This window comes from Janthinobacterium sp. HH106, from assembly GCF_001758725.1.
Taxonomy (GTDB): domain Bacteria; phylum Pseudomonadota; class Gammaproteobacteria; order Burkholderiales; family Burkholderiaceae_D; genus Janthinobacterium.
Window position 1 is genome coordinate 41127 of sequence record NZ_LRIC01000016.1, and the last position, 17402, is coordinate 58528.

Genomic DNA, 17402 nt, shown 5'->3' on the forward strand with positions numbered 1-17402 from the left:
CTTGTTATGTGAGTGGAAAAAGCGGCCGGCGGTGCATCAGTACTGGTAGCGCAGGTTCAGCGCCACGTTGCGCGGCTCGCCGTAATAGCCGCCGTTATAGAAGCCCACGCGGCGGAAATACGTCTTGTCGAACAGGTTGTTGACGTTCAGGCTGGCCGACAGTTTCGGGCTGATCTGGTAGCGCGCCATCAGGTTGGCCAGCACGTAGCTGCCCTGGCTGACGCGGATCTTGCTCTTGTTCGGCAGGGTGGCCATCGTCCAGATCTCGCTCTGCCAGTTCAAGCCGCCGCCGATGGTGAGATTTTGCAGCTCGCCCGGCAGGCGGTAGGTGGTCGAGACGCGCAGCATGTTGGTCGGCTGGATGGTGTTGGTCACCACGCCCTTGCCCGTCTTCGAGCTGCTGTGCGTGTAGCCTGCGAACAGCTGCCAGCCGCGCAAGGGGCTGCCCGACACTTCCGCTTCGTAACCTTTGCTTTTCGTGCCCTTGCCCGTCGATATATACGGACGGCTGCCATCCGGCAGCACGAAGGTCGGCGGCACCGACTTGTCTTCCTCGCCCAGATTGTCCTGCTTGGCCTCATACACGGCGAACGAGGCATTGACGGCGCCGTCGAGGAATTCGCTCTTCACGCCCGCTTCCACGTTGCTGCCCGTGATCGGGTCGAGGAAGGCGTTGTTCTTGTCCTTCAGGTTTTGCGGCTTGAACAGGTCGGTATAGCTGGCGTACAGCGACGTGCTCTTGCTCACGTCGAGCACCAGGCCCGCATACGGCGTGACGACGTCGTCTGTTTTATACGCGGAGCTGCGCTTCACAAAACGGCCTTGGGTGTCGTAACGGTCGTTATACGTTTCCCACTTCGACACGCGCGCGCCGGCCAGCACCTTGACGCTGTCGGCGACGTTGATGCGCGTGGCGATGAAGGCGCCCGACTGTTTCGTGGTGGCGACGTCGCGCGCGCCCGTGCGCGTGAGCGCCGGCTCGGGCACGTCGCCCGTCCAGTTGCGGAAGTCGGGGATGGTGGTGGCGAACGGCAGCGGATCGGGCAGCAAGGTTTCATTCGTCGTGCCCTTTCGCTTCCAGCCGTTCACGCCCAGCACCAGGTCGTGCCGGCGGCCGAACAGGGGGAAGCTGCCATTGGCCGACAGGTCGAAATTGTCCTGCTTTTCCTCGTAGGGGAAGGCGCCGCTCCAGACTTCCAGGCCGCTGCCGTCGCGTTTCGGATAGCCGCTGCCGCCGTAGAACAGCTTGCCGTTCGAGGAGCTGTCGAGGCGCCCGTAGGCGGCCTTGAGCTTCCAGTCGCTGGCGAAGCGGTGCTCGAGGTAGACGTACTTGTTCTGAAACTCGCGTTCCCAGCTGCTCCACTTGGCCGCCATATTGAACGAGCGGGGCATGTTGGCCGGCGTGCCGTCCGCGAAGAACAGGGGCGTGGTGCCCCAGCTCGTGCCTTTCGGCGTGTTCTTTTGATAGTCGATGCCGGCCGTGAGCAACGTTGCCGGCGTCAGATCCGCCTCGACGATGACGGCGCCCGCCAGCTTGCGTTCCTTGTACAGGTCCATGTAGGAATGGCGGTTCTGGCCGGCCACCACGACTCTTCCGCGGATGCTGCCGTCCGCATTCAGCGGTGCGCTGATGTCGCCTTCGAGCCGGACCTTGCGCCAGGAACCGACGGTCAGGCCGGCCGAGGCGGAAAATTCCTTGCCGGGACGCTTGTGCAGCATGTTGATGGTGGCCGACGGGTCGCCATTGCCGCTGACCAGGCCCGTGGCGCCGCGCACGATTTCGATGCGGTCATAGATGGCCGTGTCGAACAGCGCATTCGACCCGGAATTGACGGCCACGCCGTCGATCTGATAATTGCCGATGGAAAAGCCGCGCGCGGAAAAACTCGTGCGTTCGCTGTCGTTTTCCTGCACCGTCACGCCCGTCGACTGCACCAGCACCTCGGCCAGGCTGTTCAAGCCCATGTCGTCCATGCGCTGGCGCGTCACCACGGAAATCGATTGCGGCGTTTCGCGCATCGACAGGCCCATGCGCGTGGCCGTGGCCATTTCCCTTGTCGTGTAGGAACCCGTGTGCTCCGTCGAGGCCTTGTCTTGCTGGGCTTGCACCTTGATTTCGCTCAGGGTGGCTTCCTCCGGCTTGGCGCTCGTATCGGCGGCCAGGGCCGTGCCTGCGCCCAGCGCCGCCGCCAGCAATGTTGCCTGCACGGCGGCGGCCAGCGGACGCAGGGCGGTATTGCCAACGGTTGGGGAAAACGGGCCGGCCACCATGCCGGCCAGCGAAACTGCTCGCGCCATGAAACATCCTTCTTCTCGCATGCCCGCCGTCGGACGGCGGGCGTTTTTGGTAGGGGAGGCTTGCTTGGCGGTGTGGCCTGGCTGGCGCAGCGTGTCATCCAGCCATATGGCAGTCAGGCGACTGCGTGCAGACTCTGGCGAGTCTAAATGTGAATGAGAACTATTCTTATTATAGTGCGGGGTTGTGAGACATGCAAGAGTGCGATGTTGTAAACGCGCACGGCCGCCCGGTACTGGGGGCGGCCGTGGCGCGCGATGCTGGCTGCGCGGGCGCTTACAGCGCCGGCGTGTAGCGCACGGTGAGGATGATGTTGCGCGGTTCGCCGAAGTAGTTACCACGGCGCAATTCACCCGTGGCGGCCCAGTAGGTCTTGTCCGTTACATTGGCGATGCTGAGGCTGGCGCTCCAGTGGCGGTTGAAAATATACGCGGCGCGCGCGTCCCACACCGCGCGTCCGCCATTGCGGAAACGCACGTCGGGATTGTCATCGGCCCGGTAGACATAACCGCTTTGCGCCGAGACGCCGCCGCCCACCGTCCAGTGGTTCCAGGCGCCGGGCAGGCGGTAGCTGGTCGATACGCGCAGCATGTGCTTGGGCGTGACGGTGGGCGGCGTTTCGTCGCCTTCGCCGCGCGCGATATTGTAGGTGTAGCCGGACGACAGCTGCCAGCCCGGCAGCACTTCGCCGCTGGCGTCCGCGTCGATGCCCGTGCTGCGGATGGGGCGGCCATTGCGGTAGCAGCTGCCCGTCACGTCCCACTTCAGGCAATCGTCGTTGCTGGCCTCGTCGTACACGGCCGTGTCGCGCTTGTCGATGCGGAAAGCGGCCAGCGCCACGTTCAGGCGGCCGTCGTACAGCTCGCCCTTCACGCCCGCTTCATAGGTGTCGCCGACGACGGGTTTCAACGGTTGTCCGCCCAGCGTGTAGTACAGGCTCTGCGGCTGGAAGATGCTGGCGTAGCTGCCGTACACGGACCAGCGCTTGTCGAGGTCGAGCACCAGGCCCGCGTACGGCGTGAATTCGCGGCTTTCCTTGTAACGGCTGACGGGGTCGGTCTCCAGCTTGCCCGTGGTCTGCTTGTCGAACCAGCTCAGGCGGCCGCCCAGCAGCAGATGCAGGTCAGGCCGCAGTTCCCAGCGCGTGCTGGCGTAGGCGCCGTAGTGCTGCTCGTTCAGGTGCGGCAGCGAGTCCCAGGTCGGATGCGGGGGACGGGCAAGCAGCGTATTGTTCGGATGGAAGACGTCGAAGGGCAGGCCGGGCGAGGTCGAGGCCGCATGATCGTCGGTGACGGCGCGCGAGGCATTCATGCCCAGCAGTACCTCATGCCTGCCGCCCCAGGCCTGGAAGCTGCCGCCCACGTTGGCGTCCAGGCCCGTGGTGACGATATCCTGCTTGCGGTAGTTGACCGAGTACAGGCGCGCCCCTTGCTGCGTGGCGGGGGCTATGCTGCCGCGCACGATGGCCGCCTGCTGGTCGAAGGCCCCATACGTGCGGTTGAGGGCAACTTTGGCCTTCCAGTCGCCGCCAAAACGGTGTTCGAGGTCGGCGAACAGTTCACCGATGGTGGCGTCGTGGCGGTTCCAGTCCTGCGCCAGCGACGTCGAGCGCCGCACGGGCAAGGTCGCGCCGTCGCTGTAGCGGGGCAGGCCGAACAGCCAGTAGCCGTCCGTCACCGTGTGCTGGCGGCGCGCGCCGGCGCGCACGGTGGTGGCGGCGTCGAGGTCCGCCTCGACGATGCCGTAGAACAGGGGCATGCGGCTGTGCGCCGCGTCATAGAAGTAATCGCGGTCTTCATAGGCCACCAGCGCGCGCCCGCGCACGGTACCGGCCGCGTTCAGCGGCGCGCCTGCGTCGAGTTCGATGCGGCGCTGGTTCCAGCTGCCCGCGGTGGCCGTCACGTCCGCATGGGCTTCGGCGCGCGGGCGCTTGCGCACCAGGTTGGCCACGCCGCCCGGCGTGCCGGCGCCGACGATCAGGCCGGCCGAACCGCGCAGGATTTCCACGCGGTCATACACGGCCATGTCGGGGATCAGCCAGCCCGTGGCATTGTCGGAAATGCCGGGCATGCCATCGATCAGGTAAGACAGGGCATTGCCGCGCGACAGGAATTCATGCGAGCCGAAGCTGCGGTTCATGCGCGTCAGGCCCGTGCTTTGCTCCAGCACCTGGTCCAGGGTGAACAGGTTCTTGTCATCCATCTGCTGGCGCGTGACCACCGACACCGATTGCGGCGTGTCGCGCAGCGCGCGTTCCGCGCCCGCCAGGGTCACGGCGCGCGTCGTGTAGGCGCCCGTGCCTTCGCTGGTGGCCGTGCGCTCGCCATTGGCCGTCACGGTGATTTCCGACAGGGTCGCCGTTTCGCCCGTGGCCTTGGGCGCCGCCTTGATGATGACCGCATTGCCGTCGATCGAAGCCTGCAGCCCGCTGCCGGCCAGCAGACGATCGAGGCCGTCGCGCACGCTGAGCGTGGCGTTGATGGCGGGCGCCGTCTTGCCGGCCACCAGGTCGGGCGAAAACAGCAGTTGCAGATTGGCTTGCCGCGCCAGTTCATTCAGGGCTTGCCCCAGCGGCTGGGCGGCGATGGACAGTTTGACGGTGGGCAAAGTTTGCGCCTGTGCGGCGCTGAGCGTGCCCAGGGCCAGCATGGCGGCCAAGGCGAGGGGGGCAGGTTGCAGATTGAAGCGGGGGGACCACATGCGGCATTCTCCAGGTTACTTGTTGTCGATACACCTGGTAGACGCGGCAGTGGATAAAATCCTCACCTGCGAATGCGACTTATTTTCATTTATTTTGTTGCAGATGCATGGCGGGCGCCTGCGCAGGCATTGTTGCCGCCATGCGGATCTCGCTGGCAGTGCCGCTGTGCACGAGCTGCACGGGCAGCAGCTGGGGCAGGGCGGCGGCAAAGCGGTCGAGCTGGGTCAGGCTGAAGCTGCCGCCGATGCGCAGGCGCGCCACGGCCGGATCGCGCACGAGCAGGCCCGTGTCGCCATAGCGCTCGAACTCGGCCAGCGCCGCGCCCAGCGGCACGTTGTCGAAGGTGATCCTGCCGTCGCGCCAAGGCGCCACGCTGCCGGGCGCCAGGCTGGCGACGGCCGACAGGCGGCCGCCGGCATCGCTGCTGACGCCCTGGCCGGCCGTCAGGTCGACTTGCTCTTGCCGCGCGCCCGCCACGCGCACGTGGCCATGCTGCACGGCCACGCGCAGCTGGCCGTCCTGGGCCAGGGTGTTGCGCACGGCAAACTGTGTACCCACCACCGTCACCGTCAAAGGGCCGCTGAGCACGTCGAACGGCTGCCCTTGCTTTGATTGCACCTGGAACAGCGCTTCGCCCTGCGCCAGGCGCACTTCGCGCCGCTGGCGGTACACGGTGACGTGCAGCTGCGTGGCCGTGTCGAGCTGCAGCTTGCTGCCGTCGGGCAGGGCGACGGCCAGGCGCTGGCCCCGCGCCGTGGCATACGACTGGCTGAACGTGGGTTGCTGCCACCACTGGTAGCCGCCCGCGCCCACGCCGAGCAGCAGCATGGCGGCGGCCGCATACGGCAAGGCGCGCAGCCAGTGCCGGCGGGGAGCGGACACTGGCGCAGGGGAAGCCTGGGGCACCGCCCAGCGCGCGGCGACGTGCGCGGGAATCCGGCGCACGGCGCGGTGCGTGTCCTTTAGCTGCGCATACGCATGGGCGTGACGCGCATCGGCCGCCAGCCAGGCGGCAAATTCGGCCTGTTGCTGCGCATCGAGGTTGCCGCGCCGGCTGAACCAGGTGGCCGCCGCCAGCGCCACGCCATCCTGTGTGGCAACAAAGTCGGCGTACTCGCGCAAGTCCGCCTGCTCCTGGGCGGACGGGCCGAACTCATGGCGGGGCGGGCGGGCGGTCATGGGCGCCATTATGTGGCTTTGCGCAAAGAATGCAACTGCGCCTGGCAACTGAGCATGCCGCGCGCGATATGTTTTTCCACCATGCTCACGGAAATGCCCATGCGCGCGGCGATCTGCGCGTGCGGCAATTCCTCGAAGACGTGCAGCACGAAGGCGTCGCGGCAGCGGGGCGGCAGGGCGTCGATGGCGGCCACGCAGGCTTGCCAGTCCCGGCTGCTTTCGAGCACCTGTTCCGGCTGCAAATGCAGCGGTCCTGCCGGATGCGCCGCTTCCGGCAGCGCGTCAAGTGCCTCGTGCTGGCGCAGGGCTGCGCGGCGGTGCTGGTCGATCATCAGGTTGCGCGCCGTGCGGTACAGCAGCGCGCGCGGTTCGCGCACGGCCTGTTCGCCCAGCACGCGCGCATAGCTTTCCTGCACCAGATCCAAGGCAGCCTCGCGGTTGCGCAAGCTGCGCCAGCAAAAGTTCAACAGTTCTTGGTAATAGCGTGCAATCACGGCGTCCGATGTCTGAGTCCGCAGCCAGGAATGCCGCATATGAGAATGATTCTCATTATACGATATGCCAGGATGCGGCGTTAAGCGGCTTGCCGCACCGTGGCAGGCGTACAACGCTTTGTCGGGCGGCCGGCATCGGTTAACATGGGAAGTTAACAGGGAGGCAAGATGGCTATTCAAGTTATTAATACGGCGCCGGTGGCGGGCCAGCGGCCCGGCACCTCCGGCTTGCGCAAGAAGGTGGCGGTCTTCAGCGCCCCGCAGTACCTGGAAAACTTCGTGCAAAGCGTGTTCGACACGCTGGGAGACTGCCGCGGCCAGACCCTGGTGCTGGGCGGCGACGGGCGTTACTACAACCGCGCCGCCATCCAGACGGTGCTGCGCATGGCGGCCGCGCACGGCTACGCGCGCGTGCTGCTGGGGCAGGGCGGCATTTTGTCGACGCCGGCCGTCAGCTGCGTGATCCGCAAGCATGGCGCCAGCGGCGGCATCATCCTGTCGGCCAGCCATAATCCGGGCGGCCCCGATGGCGATTTCGGCATCAAGTACAACATCTCCAATGGCGGCCCGGCGCCCGAAAAGGTCACGGAAGCCATGTTTGCGCGCACGCAAACGCTCACCGAATACCGCATCAGCGACGCGGCCGACATCGACCTCGACGCCTTGGGCACTGTGCGCATCGAGCAGATGACGGTCGAAGTGATCGACCCCGTGCTTGATTACGCTGAACTGATGCAGCAGCTGTTCGACTTCGACGCCATCCGCGCCCTGTTCGCAGGCGGCCTGCGCATCTGCTTTGACGGCATGCACGCCGTTTCCGGCCCGTATGCGACGGCCATCCTGGAAGGCATGCTGGGGGCACCCAAGGGCAGCGTCATCAACGGCGTGCCGCTGGAAGACTTCGGCGGCGGCCATCCGGACCCGAATCCCGTCAACGCGCAGGAACTGATCGCGCGCATGGCCGGCGACGATGCGCCCGACTTCGGCGCCGCCTCGGACGGCGACGGCGACCGCAACATGATCGTCGGCCGGCGCTTCGACGTCACGCCATCGGACAGCCTGGCCATCCTGGCCGCCAACGCCACCGTGTCGCCCGGCTACCGTGGGGGCTTGAAGGGTATCGCCCGCTCGATGCCGACGTCGGGCGCGGCCGACCGGGTCGCCAGCGCGCTGGGCATCCCCTGCTACGAGACGCCGACAGGCTGGAAATTCTTCGGCACCCTGCTCGACGCCGGCATGGCCACCCTGTGCGGCGAAGAGAGCTACGGCACGGGTTCGAACCACGTGCGCGAAAAGGATGGCCTGTGGGCCGTGCTGTTCTGGCTTAACCTGCTGGCGGAGAAAAAACAATCGGTGGAAGACATCGTGCGCGCGCATTGGGCCACCTATGGCCGCAACTACTACTCGCGCCACGACTATGAAGACATCGACAGCGCTGGCGCGGCGCAGCTGATGGCGGCCGTGCGCGGCCGGCTGGCCGCCTTGCCGGGCCAGCAGTTCGATGGCTACACGGTGGCGCTGGCCGACGATTTCAGCTACACGGACCCCGTCGACGGTTCCGTGGCGACGCAGCAGGGCATCCGCATCGTCATGACGGACGGCGCGCGCATCGTGCTGCGCCTGTCCGGCACGGGCACCGAGGGCGCCACCCTGCGCCTGTACCTGGAGCGCTACGAGGCCGATCCCGCGCAGCATGACATCCCGACCCAGCAAGCGCTGGCGGGATTGATCGCCGTGGCCGAGCAAGTGGCGCAGATCCGCGCACGCACGGGGCGCGACGCGCCGACGGTGACGACGTAAAAAAAGGGCGCGTAGGTCGGATTAGCGTGGCATCGCCACGCGTAATCCGACGACATTGTCAGCAGCGTTGTCGGATTACGCCCTTTGGGCTAATCCGACCTACTTGTATGATTACGCCTTGCCCGGGACAGCCGCCTGGCGGTAGTTGTCCACCATCTTGTAGCGCTTCGCATACAGGCCGAAGGCCAGCATGGCGACGGCGGCAAAGGCGGCGAAGAAGAACATCTGGAAAGCCGTCACGCTGATGCCGCTCTCGGCGATCTTGCCGATCACGCCTTCATTCATGACGCTGCGGTTGACGATCAGCACCCACAGGTTGCCCACCGTGGTCGACAGGTTCCAGAAGCTCATGATGGCGCCCTTCATCGACACGGGCGCCTGGCTGTACGCAAACTCCAGGCCCGTGGCCGAGACCAGCACTTCGCCGAACGTCAGCAGGGCGTACGGCAGGATCTGCCACATGATGGAGACGGCGTTGCCGCTGTCGAGGGCCAGCTGCAGCAAGCCGATGACGATCCACGCCAGCGAGGAAAAGCCGATACCGGCCGTCATGCGGCGCAGGGCCGTCGCTTCCAGGCCGAAGCGGTTGAGCATCGGGTACAGCACCAGGTTGTTGAACGGGATCAAGAGCATCACCAGCATCGGGTTCAGCGCCTGCATCTGCGCCGGCAGGAACCAGCTCGGTTTTTCCATGGTGTTCGCCTGCACGATCCAGGTCGAGGCCTTCTGGTCGAATAGCGAGAAGAACGGCGTGACGAGGGCGAAGATGACGAGGATGCGCAGCACGGCGCGCACGCCTTCGACGGCTTCGTCCGGGTGGATGCCGCGCGCGCGTTCCAGCTGCATGGCCGTGCCGATGCTGCCGAAGGCCAGCAGCAAGACCAGCGCGGTACACGCGGAAATCACGAAGCCCCATTCGGGAATGCTGTAGAACGCGTACAGCGCGCCGAGCACGCCCACGTAGGCCACGTACAGGCCGGGACGCGAACCGCCGTCGACGCGGGCCAGCAGGGCCGTGCGGGCCACGCGGGTGAACGAATCGGGATTCGGCGGCGCAGGCGGCACGTGCACGTATTTCTTGGCGCCCATCCAGAAGACGATGGTGGCGGCCAGCATCATCAGGCCGGGAATGCCGAAGGCGATCGACGGACCGAAATCGCGCAGGAACATCGGCATCAGCAGCGAGGCGAAGAAGGAGCCGAAGTTGATGATCCAGTAGAACAGATCGAACACCAGCTTGGCCTTGTGCTTGTTGGTCTGGTCGAACTGGTCGCCGACGAACGAGGCGACGAGCGGCTTGATGCCGCCGGAACCGAAGGCGATCAGGAACAGACCGAAATAGAAGCCGTTGACGCTGTTTTCAAACAGGGCCAGGCAGGCGTGGCCCGCGCAATACACGAGGCTGAGCCAGAAGATGGTGTTGTACTTGCCGAAGAAGCGGTCGGCCAGCCAGCCGCCCAGCAGCGGGAAGAAATACACGCCGATGACGAAGGTGTGGAACACGTGCTTGGCTTCGCCCGTGCGCTGGTCGATCGGGATCATCAGCAGCAGGGTGCTGATGAGGAATGGCGTCAGGATGTTGCGCATGCCGTAAAAGCTGAAGCGTTCGCAGCCTTCGTTGGCGATGATGTACGGTATTTGCCGCGGCATTTTGCCTGTGGCGGTTTGTGTCTCGGCCGATGACATTGGCTCTCCCCCAAGTTTTTTTTGTAAGCCGCGATGCTAAGGCCTGCCGCGTTTGCTTGCAACAGAAAAAACGGCCTGTCCGCTATTTCGCAGGGATTTGTAAGGTATTGATTTTCATAAAGACATTACTTTCGGCACTTGCGCTTGCACTTGCACACGCCGGGCGCGGCAGCAACAGCTGCAGTTGCAGCATGCCATCCGGCGCGGGGCTGTCCTCCACGGTAAAGCCGCAGCCCAGGTACAGGGTCAATGCCGCGTGGTTGTCCTGCGCCACGGCCAGGCGCAGGCGGGCCAGTTCGGGAATGGCGCAGGCATGGGCGATGGCTGCCTGCAGCAGTTGCCGTCCCGCGCCATGCCCGCGTGCCTGCGGCGCCACGTACACGCCCCACAGGCTGGCCTTGTCATGCACGACGGCGATCGGTTCGCGGCGCAGGCCGGCAATGCCGATCAATTGATCCTTGTCGAAAGCGCCAAATATTATTTGGTGGGGCGTGATGCGCAAGCGCTCGGCTATCCGTGCCAGCGGCAAGCCGCCCTCCGCCGCGTGCGTGGTGCAGAAGGCGGCGGGTAGTTCGGCGATGCCGGCCAGGCGCAGCGCGCGGTAGGCGGCAACGTCGTCGGGCGTCAGGGGGCGGACAATGATGGCGGACATGTGGGCGAGTATCGGGCTTCGATGCCAGAAAGTAAACCTTGCGTTGCTGCGTTTTCGACCATAAGATATATCTTATTGCGATATATCTTAAGGAATCATCATGTTCCATCTTCTGCACGGGATGCACCCCGTGCGCGCGGCAGCCCATGGCCAGGGCGATGCGCCAGGCACGCCTGGCCATTCCGTTGCCCGCGGACCGAAAATGTTTGACGCGGGCACCTTGCGCTACCTGGTGCTGCAATTGATCGCCGACAAGCCGCGCCACGGCTACGACATCATCAAGGCCATCGAACAGCGCGCCGGCGGCGCGTATGCCCCGAGTCCCGGCGCCATCTATCCGCTCATGCACGGCCTCGTGGGCCACGGCTACGTGGCCGTCAGCCTCGATGGCAACAAGAAGCTGCACAGCATCACGCCCGAGGGACGGGGTTTCCTGGAGGCGAACCGCGCCTATGTCGACGCGATTGCCGCCAGGGTCGATGCGCCGGCCAGCGCGGACGACGATTTGCGCCACCTGATGCACGAACTGAAGGCGGCCGTGCTGGCGCGCGGGCGCGCGGGCGAGCCGGATGCCGGGCGCCTCGATGCCATCCGCGCCATCCTGCGCCAGGCCCGTACCGATATCGAGGCGCTGGCATGACGGCCGCGCCTGTTCCCTTGCTGACGCCGGCGCGCGAGCGCACGATGCTGTGGCTGCTTGCGCTGACGCAATTTACCGTCATCATGGATTTCATGGTGATGATGCCGCTGGCGCCCCAGCTGATGCAGGCTTTCCACATCGGCCCGGCCGCCGTCTCGGGCGCCGTCTCGGCCTACGCCTGGTGCGCGGGCCTGTCCGGCTTGCTGGCGGCCACGTATATCGACCGCTTCGACCACAAGAAGCTGCTGCTGACCATGTTTTGCCTGTTCACCTTGTCGAACCTCGCTTGCGCGCTGGCGCCGAACTTCCACGTGCTGCTGTGGTCGCGCGCGTTTGCGGGGCTGACGGGCGGCGTGCTGGGCGCCATGGTCATGGCCATCATCGGCGACGTGATTCCTTCCGAGCGGCGCGGCGCGGCCACCGGCATCGTCATGACCTCGTTTGCCATGGCGGCCGTGGGCGGCGTGCCCATCGGCGTGGTGCTGGCCGCGCACTTTGGCTGGGCTTCGCCGTTTTTCCTGCTGGTCGTGCTGTCGCTGCTGGTCTGGCTGGGCGCGGCGCGCGTGCTGCCCTCGCTGACGGCGCACATGGGCGCGGCTGCCACGCCGCTGCGCCAGGTGCTGCCGAACCTGCTGGCGCTGTTCCGCGAGCGGCGCCACCTGAAAGCGTTCTCCTTGTCGATTGTCAACATGACGGCAGGCATGCTGGTCATTCCCTTCATTTCGCCCGTGCTCGTGGGCAATATGGGGCTGGCGCCGGCCGATGTCACCTGGGTGTATCTGGCGGGCGGCTGCGCCACGATCTTTACGGCGCGCCTGATCGGCCGCTGGGCGGACCGGGCCGGCAAGCAGCAGGTGTACCGCTGGGTGTCCCTGCTGTCGATTGCGCCGCTGCTGTTCATGACGCACTTGCCCCAGCTGCCGTTGCTGGGGCTGATGCTGGCGTTTCCCTTCTTTATGGCTCTCGTCTCGGGCCGCATGGTGCCGCTGCAGGCGCTGCTGACGACCATCCCGGAACCGCACAAGCGGGGCGCGTTTCTCAGCGCCAATTCGGCCCTGCAAAGCTTTGGCAGCGGCCTGGGCGCCTGGCTGGGCGGCTTGACCCTGCAGACGGATGCGGCCGGCCACATCAGCGGCTACGGCATCAATGGCTGGCTGGCGGCGGGCTTGTCGCTGTGGACGGTGTGGTGGGTGGCGCGCGTGCGCGGCGCGCCGCCGCAGGGCGCGCCGGCGTAGGGGATTACTGCGTGGCGATGCGCTGCATGGGCGCATTGTCCTTGCGCCATTGTTCCAGGCTGATCAGCTCACCGCTGACGACGTCGTCGACGAGGATGCGCTTGCCATCCTGGGAGACGACGAAACTCTCCCAGCGGTGCGCCGCGTCCGGCGTGTTTTCCACAAAGTTCAGGTCATAGTAGGGCTTGCCATCGATGAGACGCACGTCGGGCGACGTTTCCATCACGGCGCCGTGGGCGCGGCCGCCCGAAGCCTTTTCGATATGCGCCGACCAGGCCTTGATTTCCGGCAATGCCATCAGCGCATCGACGGCGCGCGCGCTCTGTTCTGGCGCCGCCTGGCTGCTCGCGGCCGGGGCATTGGTGCCGTGCGGCGCGCCTTGCTGGTGCAGGTAGAAAGCGCCGAGCCCGGCGGCCAGCAAGCCGGCCAGGATGCCGGCGATGATGGTGGTTTTGGAAGAAGAGGCGCGTGGCTGCATGATGGTGGCGTGAGAAAGAGGGACGATGGCGGCCATGCTAAAGCAAAACGTGCAGGCGGGCAATCGTTGAAATTTCTAAAAAGCAAGACGAAAAAAAGCCACCTTCCGTGGAAGATGGCTCTCGGGGCTGCCGGGCAGGCGCAAGCAGCTTTTGGTCTGCCTGTCCCGTCCCGGCGTGGCGGCTGCGCGCGCCGTCGCCTGCGCGCGCGGCCGCCTGGATTACATCATGCCGTCCATGCCGCCCATGCCGCCCATACCACCCATGCCGCCGCCCATGCCGCCGGCTGCCTTGTCGTCAGCGATTTCGCAGACCATGCAGTCGGTCGTCAGCATCAGCGAAGCGATCGAAGCGGCGTTTTGCAGCGCCGAACGGGTCACTTTGGCTGGGTCCAGAACGCCCATTTCCACCATGTCGCCATACGTGCCGTTGGCAGCGTTGTAGCCGTAGTTGCCCGCGCCAGCCAGGACGGCTGCCACGACGACCGAAGCTTCTTCGCCGGCGTTTTGCACGATCATGCGCAGCGGCTCTTCCATTGCGCGCAGGACGATCTTGATACCAGCGTCTTGATCAGGATTGTCGCCCTTGACCGTGATGTTGGCGCGTGCGCGCAGCAGGGCTACGCCGCCGCCTGGCACGATGCCTTCTTCCACGGCAGCGCGCGTGGCGTGCAGTGCATCTTCAACGCGGGCTTTCTTCTCTTTCATTTCGACTTCGGTGGCTGCGCCAACCTTGATCACGGCAACGCCGCCAGCCAGTTTGGCCACGCGCTCTTGCAGTTTTTCACGGTCGTAGTCCGAGGTCGCTTCTTCGATCTGTACACGCACTTGTTTCACGCGTGCTTCGATCGAGGCAGCTTCGCCGGCGCCATCGATGACGATGGTGTTTTCCTTGCCCACTTCGATGCGTTTCGCCTGGCCCAGTTCGGCCAGGGTCACTTTTTCCAGGGTCAGGCCGACTTCTTCAGCGATCACCTGGCCGCCCGTCAGGACAGCGATGTCTTCCAGCATGGCTTTGCGGCGGTCGCCGAAGCCTGGTGCTTTCACTGCGCAGGTTTTCAGGATACCGCGGATGTTGTTCACAACCAGGGTAGCCAGCGCTTCGCCTTCGATGTCTTCCGCGATGATCAGCAGTGGACGGCCAGCCTTGGCGACTTGTTCCAGTACCGGCAGCAGGTCACGGATGTTCGAGATTTTCTTGTCGCACAGCAGGACGAATGGGCTGTCCAGGACGGCAACTTGCTTCTCTGGGTTGTTGATGAAGTATGGCGACAGGTAGCCGCGGTCGAACTGCATGCCTTCAACGATGTCCAGCTCGTCGTTCAGCGACTTGCCGTCTTCTACCGTGATCACGCCTTCTTTGCCGACTTTTTCCATCGCTTCAGCGATACGCTCGCCGATCGAGTAGTCCGAGTTCGCCGAGATCGCGCCAACCTGGGCGATTTCCTTGGTCGTGGTGCAAGGACGGGCGATTTTCGCCAGTTCTTCGACGGTCGCTGCAACAGCTTTGTCGATACCGCGCTTCAGGTCCATCGGGTTCATGCCGGCGGCAACGAACTTCATGCCTTCGCGCACGATGGCTTGTGCCAGCACGGTCGCGGTGGTGGTGCCGTCGCCAGCGTTGTCGCTGGTGCGGGAAGCCACTTCCTTGACCATTTGCGCGCCCATGTTCATGAGCTTGTCTTTGAGTTCAACTTCTTTCGCTACCGACACGCCGTCCTTGGTGACGGTAGGGGCGCCGAACGAGCGCTCCAGGACCACGTTGCGGCCTTTCGGGCCCAAGGTGACTTTGACTGCGTTGGCGAGGATGTTGACGCCTTCGACCATCTTGGCGCGCGCTGCGTCGCCGAATACTACTTCTTTAGCTGCCATGTTCAATTCTCCTGAGTTTCGGGATGTATCTGTCTACAACGTGGAAACAATTACTTGACGACGATCGCCATGATGTCTTCTTCGCGCATGACCAGCAGCTCATCGCCGTCAACTTTGACGGTTTGGCCGGCGTACTTGCCGAACAGGACGCGGTCGCCCACTTTGACATCCAGAGGACGGACTTTGCCGTCGTCGAGAATCTTGCCATTGCCTACGGCAAGGACTTCGCCTTGATCCGGTTTTTCAGCAGCTGCATCAGGAATGATGAGGCCGGACGCAGTCTTGGTTTCCTGGTCGAGGCGTTTGACGATGACGCGATCGTTCAATGGGCGCAGATTCATACAAAACTCCTTAAAGTTCAATGGATAGGTGTTGCTAAATGAATACATGCCTGGCACAGCGCCAGGCGTGCTTTCAGTGACCGCCGTTGAAAGCAGCCCGCAACGGTCAAGCAAACCCCATGGCATCGGGTGCATGCCGGCGCTGGGCAGTGGTGGCATCGCGGCGTCGCCCGCCGCGTAGCGTTCCCTGCTGTTGCCCGGCAGACACCATCATGTCTTGAGGATTGCTACGAAAGAGTTTGTTAGCACTCTCTACTAACGAGTGCTAATTATAGGGACGGTAGGGGGCTTATTCAAGGGCTTATTCTCCGGGAAGATAAGCTTGGACGTTCTACGCAGCCTGCATTTACGCAGGGTTTGCGCAAACGCAAGCCTCGTTCCCGGGCGTCAGCAACAGGCGCGACTCTAGCATGCCCATCAGGCGAACGGCGTTCCTGTACGCACAGGAAACAGAGTTTTGCTATGGACTTTGATAAGATGATTGCAATTGCATATCAATATTCCCCTGTACCAGAAAGCACACCATGCCATCGACTCTTTCCCGTCCCGCCCTGCGCCTGCTCGGTGCCGCCCTCGTCGGCCTCGCCTGCCTGGGCAATGCCGCCGCGCAAACGCCCACGATTCTCGACGAGATCACCGTGGCGACCCTGACGCCGCTGGAAAAGGACATGCTGCTCAACGAGCTGTTCAACGACCTCAACAAGGACGACGACGACCAGGAAGCGCATGTGTGGGACAACGGCGGCGACCGTGGCGTGCGGGTGAAAGTCACATATAACTTCAGCAACTCCGGCATGACGGAACACAGCCTGAAGGCGCACATCTGCCGCGACCTGAAATTCGTCGTCACGGCGGGCGGCAAGTCGCAAGACCTGAGCCGCCGTACGTGCTCGCAGAACAGCGGCCGTTGGGATGTGCAGGGCAAGGACCCGGCGCCCGTCGTGTATCCGCCCTTCCTGTCCGACGTGACCATCGCCAAGCTGAATGCGAAGGAACAGAAATCCTTGCTGACGGCCGCCGTGCGCACCTTGAAAGATGAAGAGGATGGCAAGAGCCGTGAATGGAGCAACAAGGGGCTGGGCAATGCCGTGCCCTTGCGCGTCACTTTGACGCCCTCGCGGACGGACGCCAAACCTGGCAGCTACCACCGTACTTGCCGCGACTTGACGATGGTGCTTGATGGCAAGAGCGGCAAGCAGGAATTGACGCGCCGCTCGTGCGAAAACCGCTATGGCGGTCTCGATATCGAACCCGATTACGTCGACGAGTAAAACGCTGCCATCGCGGCGCCGGCGGATGCGTGCAGATGGCGAAACGCGCCGGAAAAAGCGTGTATTTCACGGCAACTGACCTGCATTGATGTAAATATGTGTGACAGCGGCGTGATTCGATTGACGCCCATGGAGCGTCCGCCCTATAGTGGCGGGATGATTTCCGAATTCAACGAATTATCCGACAAAATAGGCCTGCTGGCCGAAATGACCCATGCGCTGCGCCGTGAAAACGCGCAACTGCGCAAGGACAATGCCGCGCTGGCCGCCGAGAACGCCCTGTATGTGCAGCGCATGCGCGAGGCGCAGGAGCGGGTCGAGGCGTTGCTGGAAAAAATTCCCGAACTGGTGCAAGCCGGCCTGGAGCAAGCCGCTTCGGAGGCAGGCGCCTATCTTGCCGAGAACGAGAAGGAAGCGTAATGCCGCGTGTCGATGTCAATATCATGGGCCAGTCCTACAGCATGGTCTGCCGCGACGGCGAAGAGCGCGCGCTGCGCGAAGCGGCGATCTATCTCGATAGCAAAATGAAAGCCATCCGCGACGCGGGCAAGGTCAAGGGCAATGACCGCATCGCCGTGCTGGCCGCCCTGGGCGTGGCCGCGGAATTCCTTTCCGTGAAGTCGCCGCAAGGTCCGCTGTCGGAACTGACGATCCTGGAAGTGAAGCAAAAGATCTCGGCCATGCACACAGTATTGGATAGCGCATTGACGCCCCAGGAAAACCTTTTTTAAGCGGACACGGTACGATTTGTCTTTGCGAT

Annotated in this window: 15 protein-coding genes; 6 read left to right on the plus strand and 9 right to left on the minus strand. The window is 64.2% G+C overall.

Translation table 11 applies throughout. The features are described 5' to 3' along the window. Window positions 1–36 precede the first annotated feature (36 nt). From JAB8_RS08570 to JAB8_RS08585, 4 genes are all read right to left on the minus strand, one after another. On the minus strand, window positions 37–2298 hold the full coding sequence (locus tag JAB8_RS08570) for a TonB-dependent siderophore receptor (RefSeq protein ID WP_175445168.1): 2262 nt from the start codon (window positions 2296–2298) through the stop codon (window positions 37–39). 274 nt (window positions 2299–2572) lie between these two features. Further along, window positions 2573–4996, minus strand: coding sequence for a TonB-dependent receptor (locus JAB8_RS08575; protein ID WP_070289194.1), 2424 nt, complete (start codon window positions 4994–4996; stop codon window positions 2573–2575). Between the two features lie 85 nt (window positions 4997–5081). Next, complete coding sequence (locus JAB8_RS08580; protein WP_070289262.1) at window positions 5082–6176, minus strand: FecR domain-containing protein; 1095 nt, start codon at window positions 6174–6176, stop codon at window positions 5082–5084. 8 nt (window positions 6177–6184) lie between these two features. Next, complete coding sequence (locus tag JAB8_RS08585; protein WP_175445169.1) at window positions 6185–6670, minus strand: sigma-70 family RNA polymerase sigma factor; 486 nt, start codon at window positions 6668–6670, stop codon at window positions 6185–6187. Window positions 6671–6838: 168 nt separating this feature from the next. Here JAB8_RS08585 and JAB8_RS08590 point away from each other — a divergent pair, with 168 nt between their 5' ends. Then, entirely contained in the window at window positions 6839–8470 is a 1632-nt protein-coding gene (locus JAB8_RS08590) for an alpha-D-glucose phosphate-specific phosphoglucomutase (RefSeq protein ID WP_070289196.1), read from the plus strand. A gap of 111 nt (window positions 8471–8581) precedes the next feature. On the opposite strand, the gene JAB8_RS08595 is transcribed toward JAB8_RS08590, so the two are convergent. Both JAB8_RS08595 and JAB8_RS08600 read right to left on the minus strand, forming a co-directional pair. Further along, window positions 8582–10120 (minus strand): oligopeptide:H+ symporter, encoded by a 1539-nt coding sequence (locus JAB8_RS08595; RefSeq protein WP_175445170.1) that lies wholly within the window; start codon window positions 10118–10120, stop codon window positions 8582–8584. 118 nt (window positions 10121–10238) lie between these two features. After that, the gene (locus JAB8_RS08600) at window positions 10239–10808 is read right to left on the minus strand and encodes a GNAT family N-acetyltransferase (RefSeq protein WP_070289198.1); all 570 of its coding nucleotides are present in this window, start codon (window positions 10806–10808) and stop codon (window positions 10239–10241) included. A 100-nt stretch (window positions 10809–10908) separates the two neighbouring features. Between JAB8_RS08600 and JAB8_RS08605 the strand changes: the two genes are divergently transcribed. Next, the gene (locus JAB8_RS08605) at window positions 10909–11448 is read left to right on the plus strand and encodes a PadR family transcriptional regulator (RefSeq protein ID WP_070289199.1); all 540 of its coding nucleotides are present in this window, start codon (window positions 10909–10911) and stop codon (window positions 11446–11448) included. Next, window positions 11445–12683 carry an MFS transporter gene (locus JAB8_RS08610; RefSeq protein ID WP_070289200.1) on the plus strand — a complete coding sequence of 413 codons (1239 nt, stop codon included), beginning with the start codon at window positions 11445–11447 and terminating at the stop codon, window positions 12681–12683. Before JAB8_RS08605 ends, JAB8_RS08610 begins: the two co-directional genes overlap by 4 nt. A gap of 4 nt (window positions 12684–12687) precedes the next feature. On the opposite strand, the gene JAB8_RS08615 is transcribed toward JAB8_RS08610, so the two are convergent. The 3 genes from JAB8_RS08615 to groES form a co-directional block, all read right to left on the minus strand. Continuing rightward, window positions 12688–13197, minus strand: coding sequence for a hypothetical protein (locus JAB8_RS08615; protein ID WP_254679478.1), 510 nt, complete (start codon window positions 13195–13197; stop codon window positions 12688–12690). A gap of 183 nt (window positions 13198–13380) precedes the next feature. Next, on the minus strand, window positions 13381–15030 hold the full coding sequence (gene groL / locus JAB8_RS08620; protein ID WP_070221899.1) for a chaperonin GroEL: 1650 nt from the start codon (window positions 15028–15030) through the stop codon (window positions 13381–13383). Between the two features lie 50 nt (window positions 15031–15080). Next, window positions 15081–15371 (minus strand): co-chaperone GroES, encoded by a 291-nt coding sequence (gene groES / locus JAB8_RS08625; RefSeq protein ID WP_010400979.1) that lies wholly within the window; start codon window positions 15369–15371, stop codon window positions 15081–15083. A 524-nt stretch (window positions 15372–15895) separates the two neighbouring features. On the opposite strand from groES, the gene JAB8_RS08630 reads away from it, so the two are divergent. The 3 genes from JAB8_RS08630 (at window position 15896) to JAB8_RS08640 (ending at window position 17373) form a co-directional block, all read left to right on the plus strand. Next, window positions 15896–16642, plus strand: coding sequence for a hypothetical protein (locus tag JAB8_RS08630; RefSeq protein ID WP_070289201.1), 747 nt, complete (start codon window positions 15896–15898; stop codon window positions 16640–16642). A gap of 156 nt (window positions 16643–16798) precedes the next feature. Beyond that, window positions 16799–17062: a DUF904 domain-containing protein gene (locus tag JAB8_RS08635; protein ID WP_070289202.1), complete on the plus strand. Its 264-nt coding sequence runs from the start codon at window positions 16799–16801 to the stop codon at window positions 17060–17062. Further along, complete coding sequence (locus JAB8_RS08640) at window positions 17062–17373, plus strand: cell division protein ZapA (protein WP_034747344.1); 312 nt, start codon at window positions 17062–17064, stop codon at window positions 17371–17373. The genes JAB8_RS08635 and JAB8_RS08640 overlap by 1 nt, the downstream gene beginning before the upstream one ends. Window positions 17374–17402: the final 29 nt, after the last annotated feature.

Coding starts and splice junctions, on each gene's coding strand:
- JAB8_RS08640 (WP_034747344.1), top strand. CDS start 17,062: ATGCCGCGTGTCGATGTCAATATCATGGGCCAGTCCTACAGCATGGTC.
- JAB8_RS08590 (WP_070289196.1), top strand. CDS start 6,839: ATGGCTATTCAAGTTATTAATACGGCGCCGGTGGCGGGCCAGCGGCCC.
- groL (WP_070221899.1), bottom strand. CDS start 15,030: ATGGCAGCTAAAGAAGTAGTATTCGGCGACGCAGCGCGCGCCAAGATG.
- JAB8_RS08595 (WP_175445170.1), bottom strand. CDS start 10,120: ATGCCGCGGCAAATACCGTACATCATCGCCAACGAAGGCTGCGAACGC.
- JAB8_RS08580 (WP_070289262.1), bottom strand. CDS start 6,176: ATGACCGCCCGCCCGCCCCGCCATGAGTTCGGCCCGTCCGCCCAGGAG.
- JAB8_RS08610 (WP_070289200.1), top strand. CDS start 11,445: ATGACGGCCGCGCCTGTTCCCTTGCTGACGCCGGCGCGCGAGCGCACG.
- JAB8_RS08575 (WP_070289194.1), bottom strand. CDS start 4,996: ATGTGGTCCCCCCGCTTCAATCTGCAACCTGCCCCCCTCGCCTTGGCC.
- JAB8_RS08605 (WP_070289199.1), top strand. CDS start 10,909: ATGTTCCATCTTCTGCACGGGATGCACCCCGTGCGCGCGGCAGCCCAT.
- JAB8_RS08630 (WP_070289201.1), top strand. CDS start 15,896: ATGCCATCGACTCTTTCCCGTCCCGCCCTGCGCCTGCTCGGTGCCGCC.
- JAB8_RS08570 (WP_175445168.1), bottom strand. CDS start 2,298: ATGGCGCGAGCAGTTTCGCTGGCCGGCATGGTGGCCGGCCCGTTTTCC.
- JAB8_RS08615 (WP_254679478.1), bottom strand. CDS start 13,197: ATGGCCGCCATCGTCCCTCTTTCTCACGCCACCATCATGCAGCCACGC.
- JAB8_RS08600 (WP_070289198.1), bottom strand. CDS start 10,808: ATGTCCGCCATCATTGTCCGCCCCCTGACGCCCGACGACGTTGCCGCC.
- groES (WP_010400979.1), bottom strand. CDS start 15,371: ATGAATCTGCGCCCATTGAACGATCGCGTCATCGTCAAACGCCTCGAC.
- JAB8_RS08635 (WP_070289202.1), top strand. CDS start 16,799: ATGATTTCCGAATTCAACGAATTATCCGACAAAATAGGCCTGCTGGCC.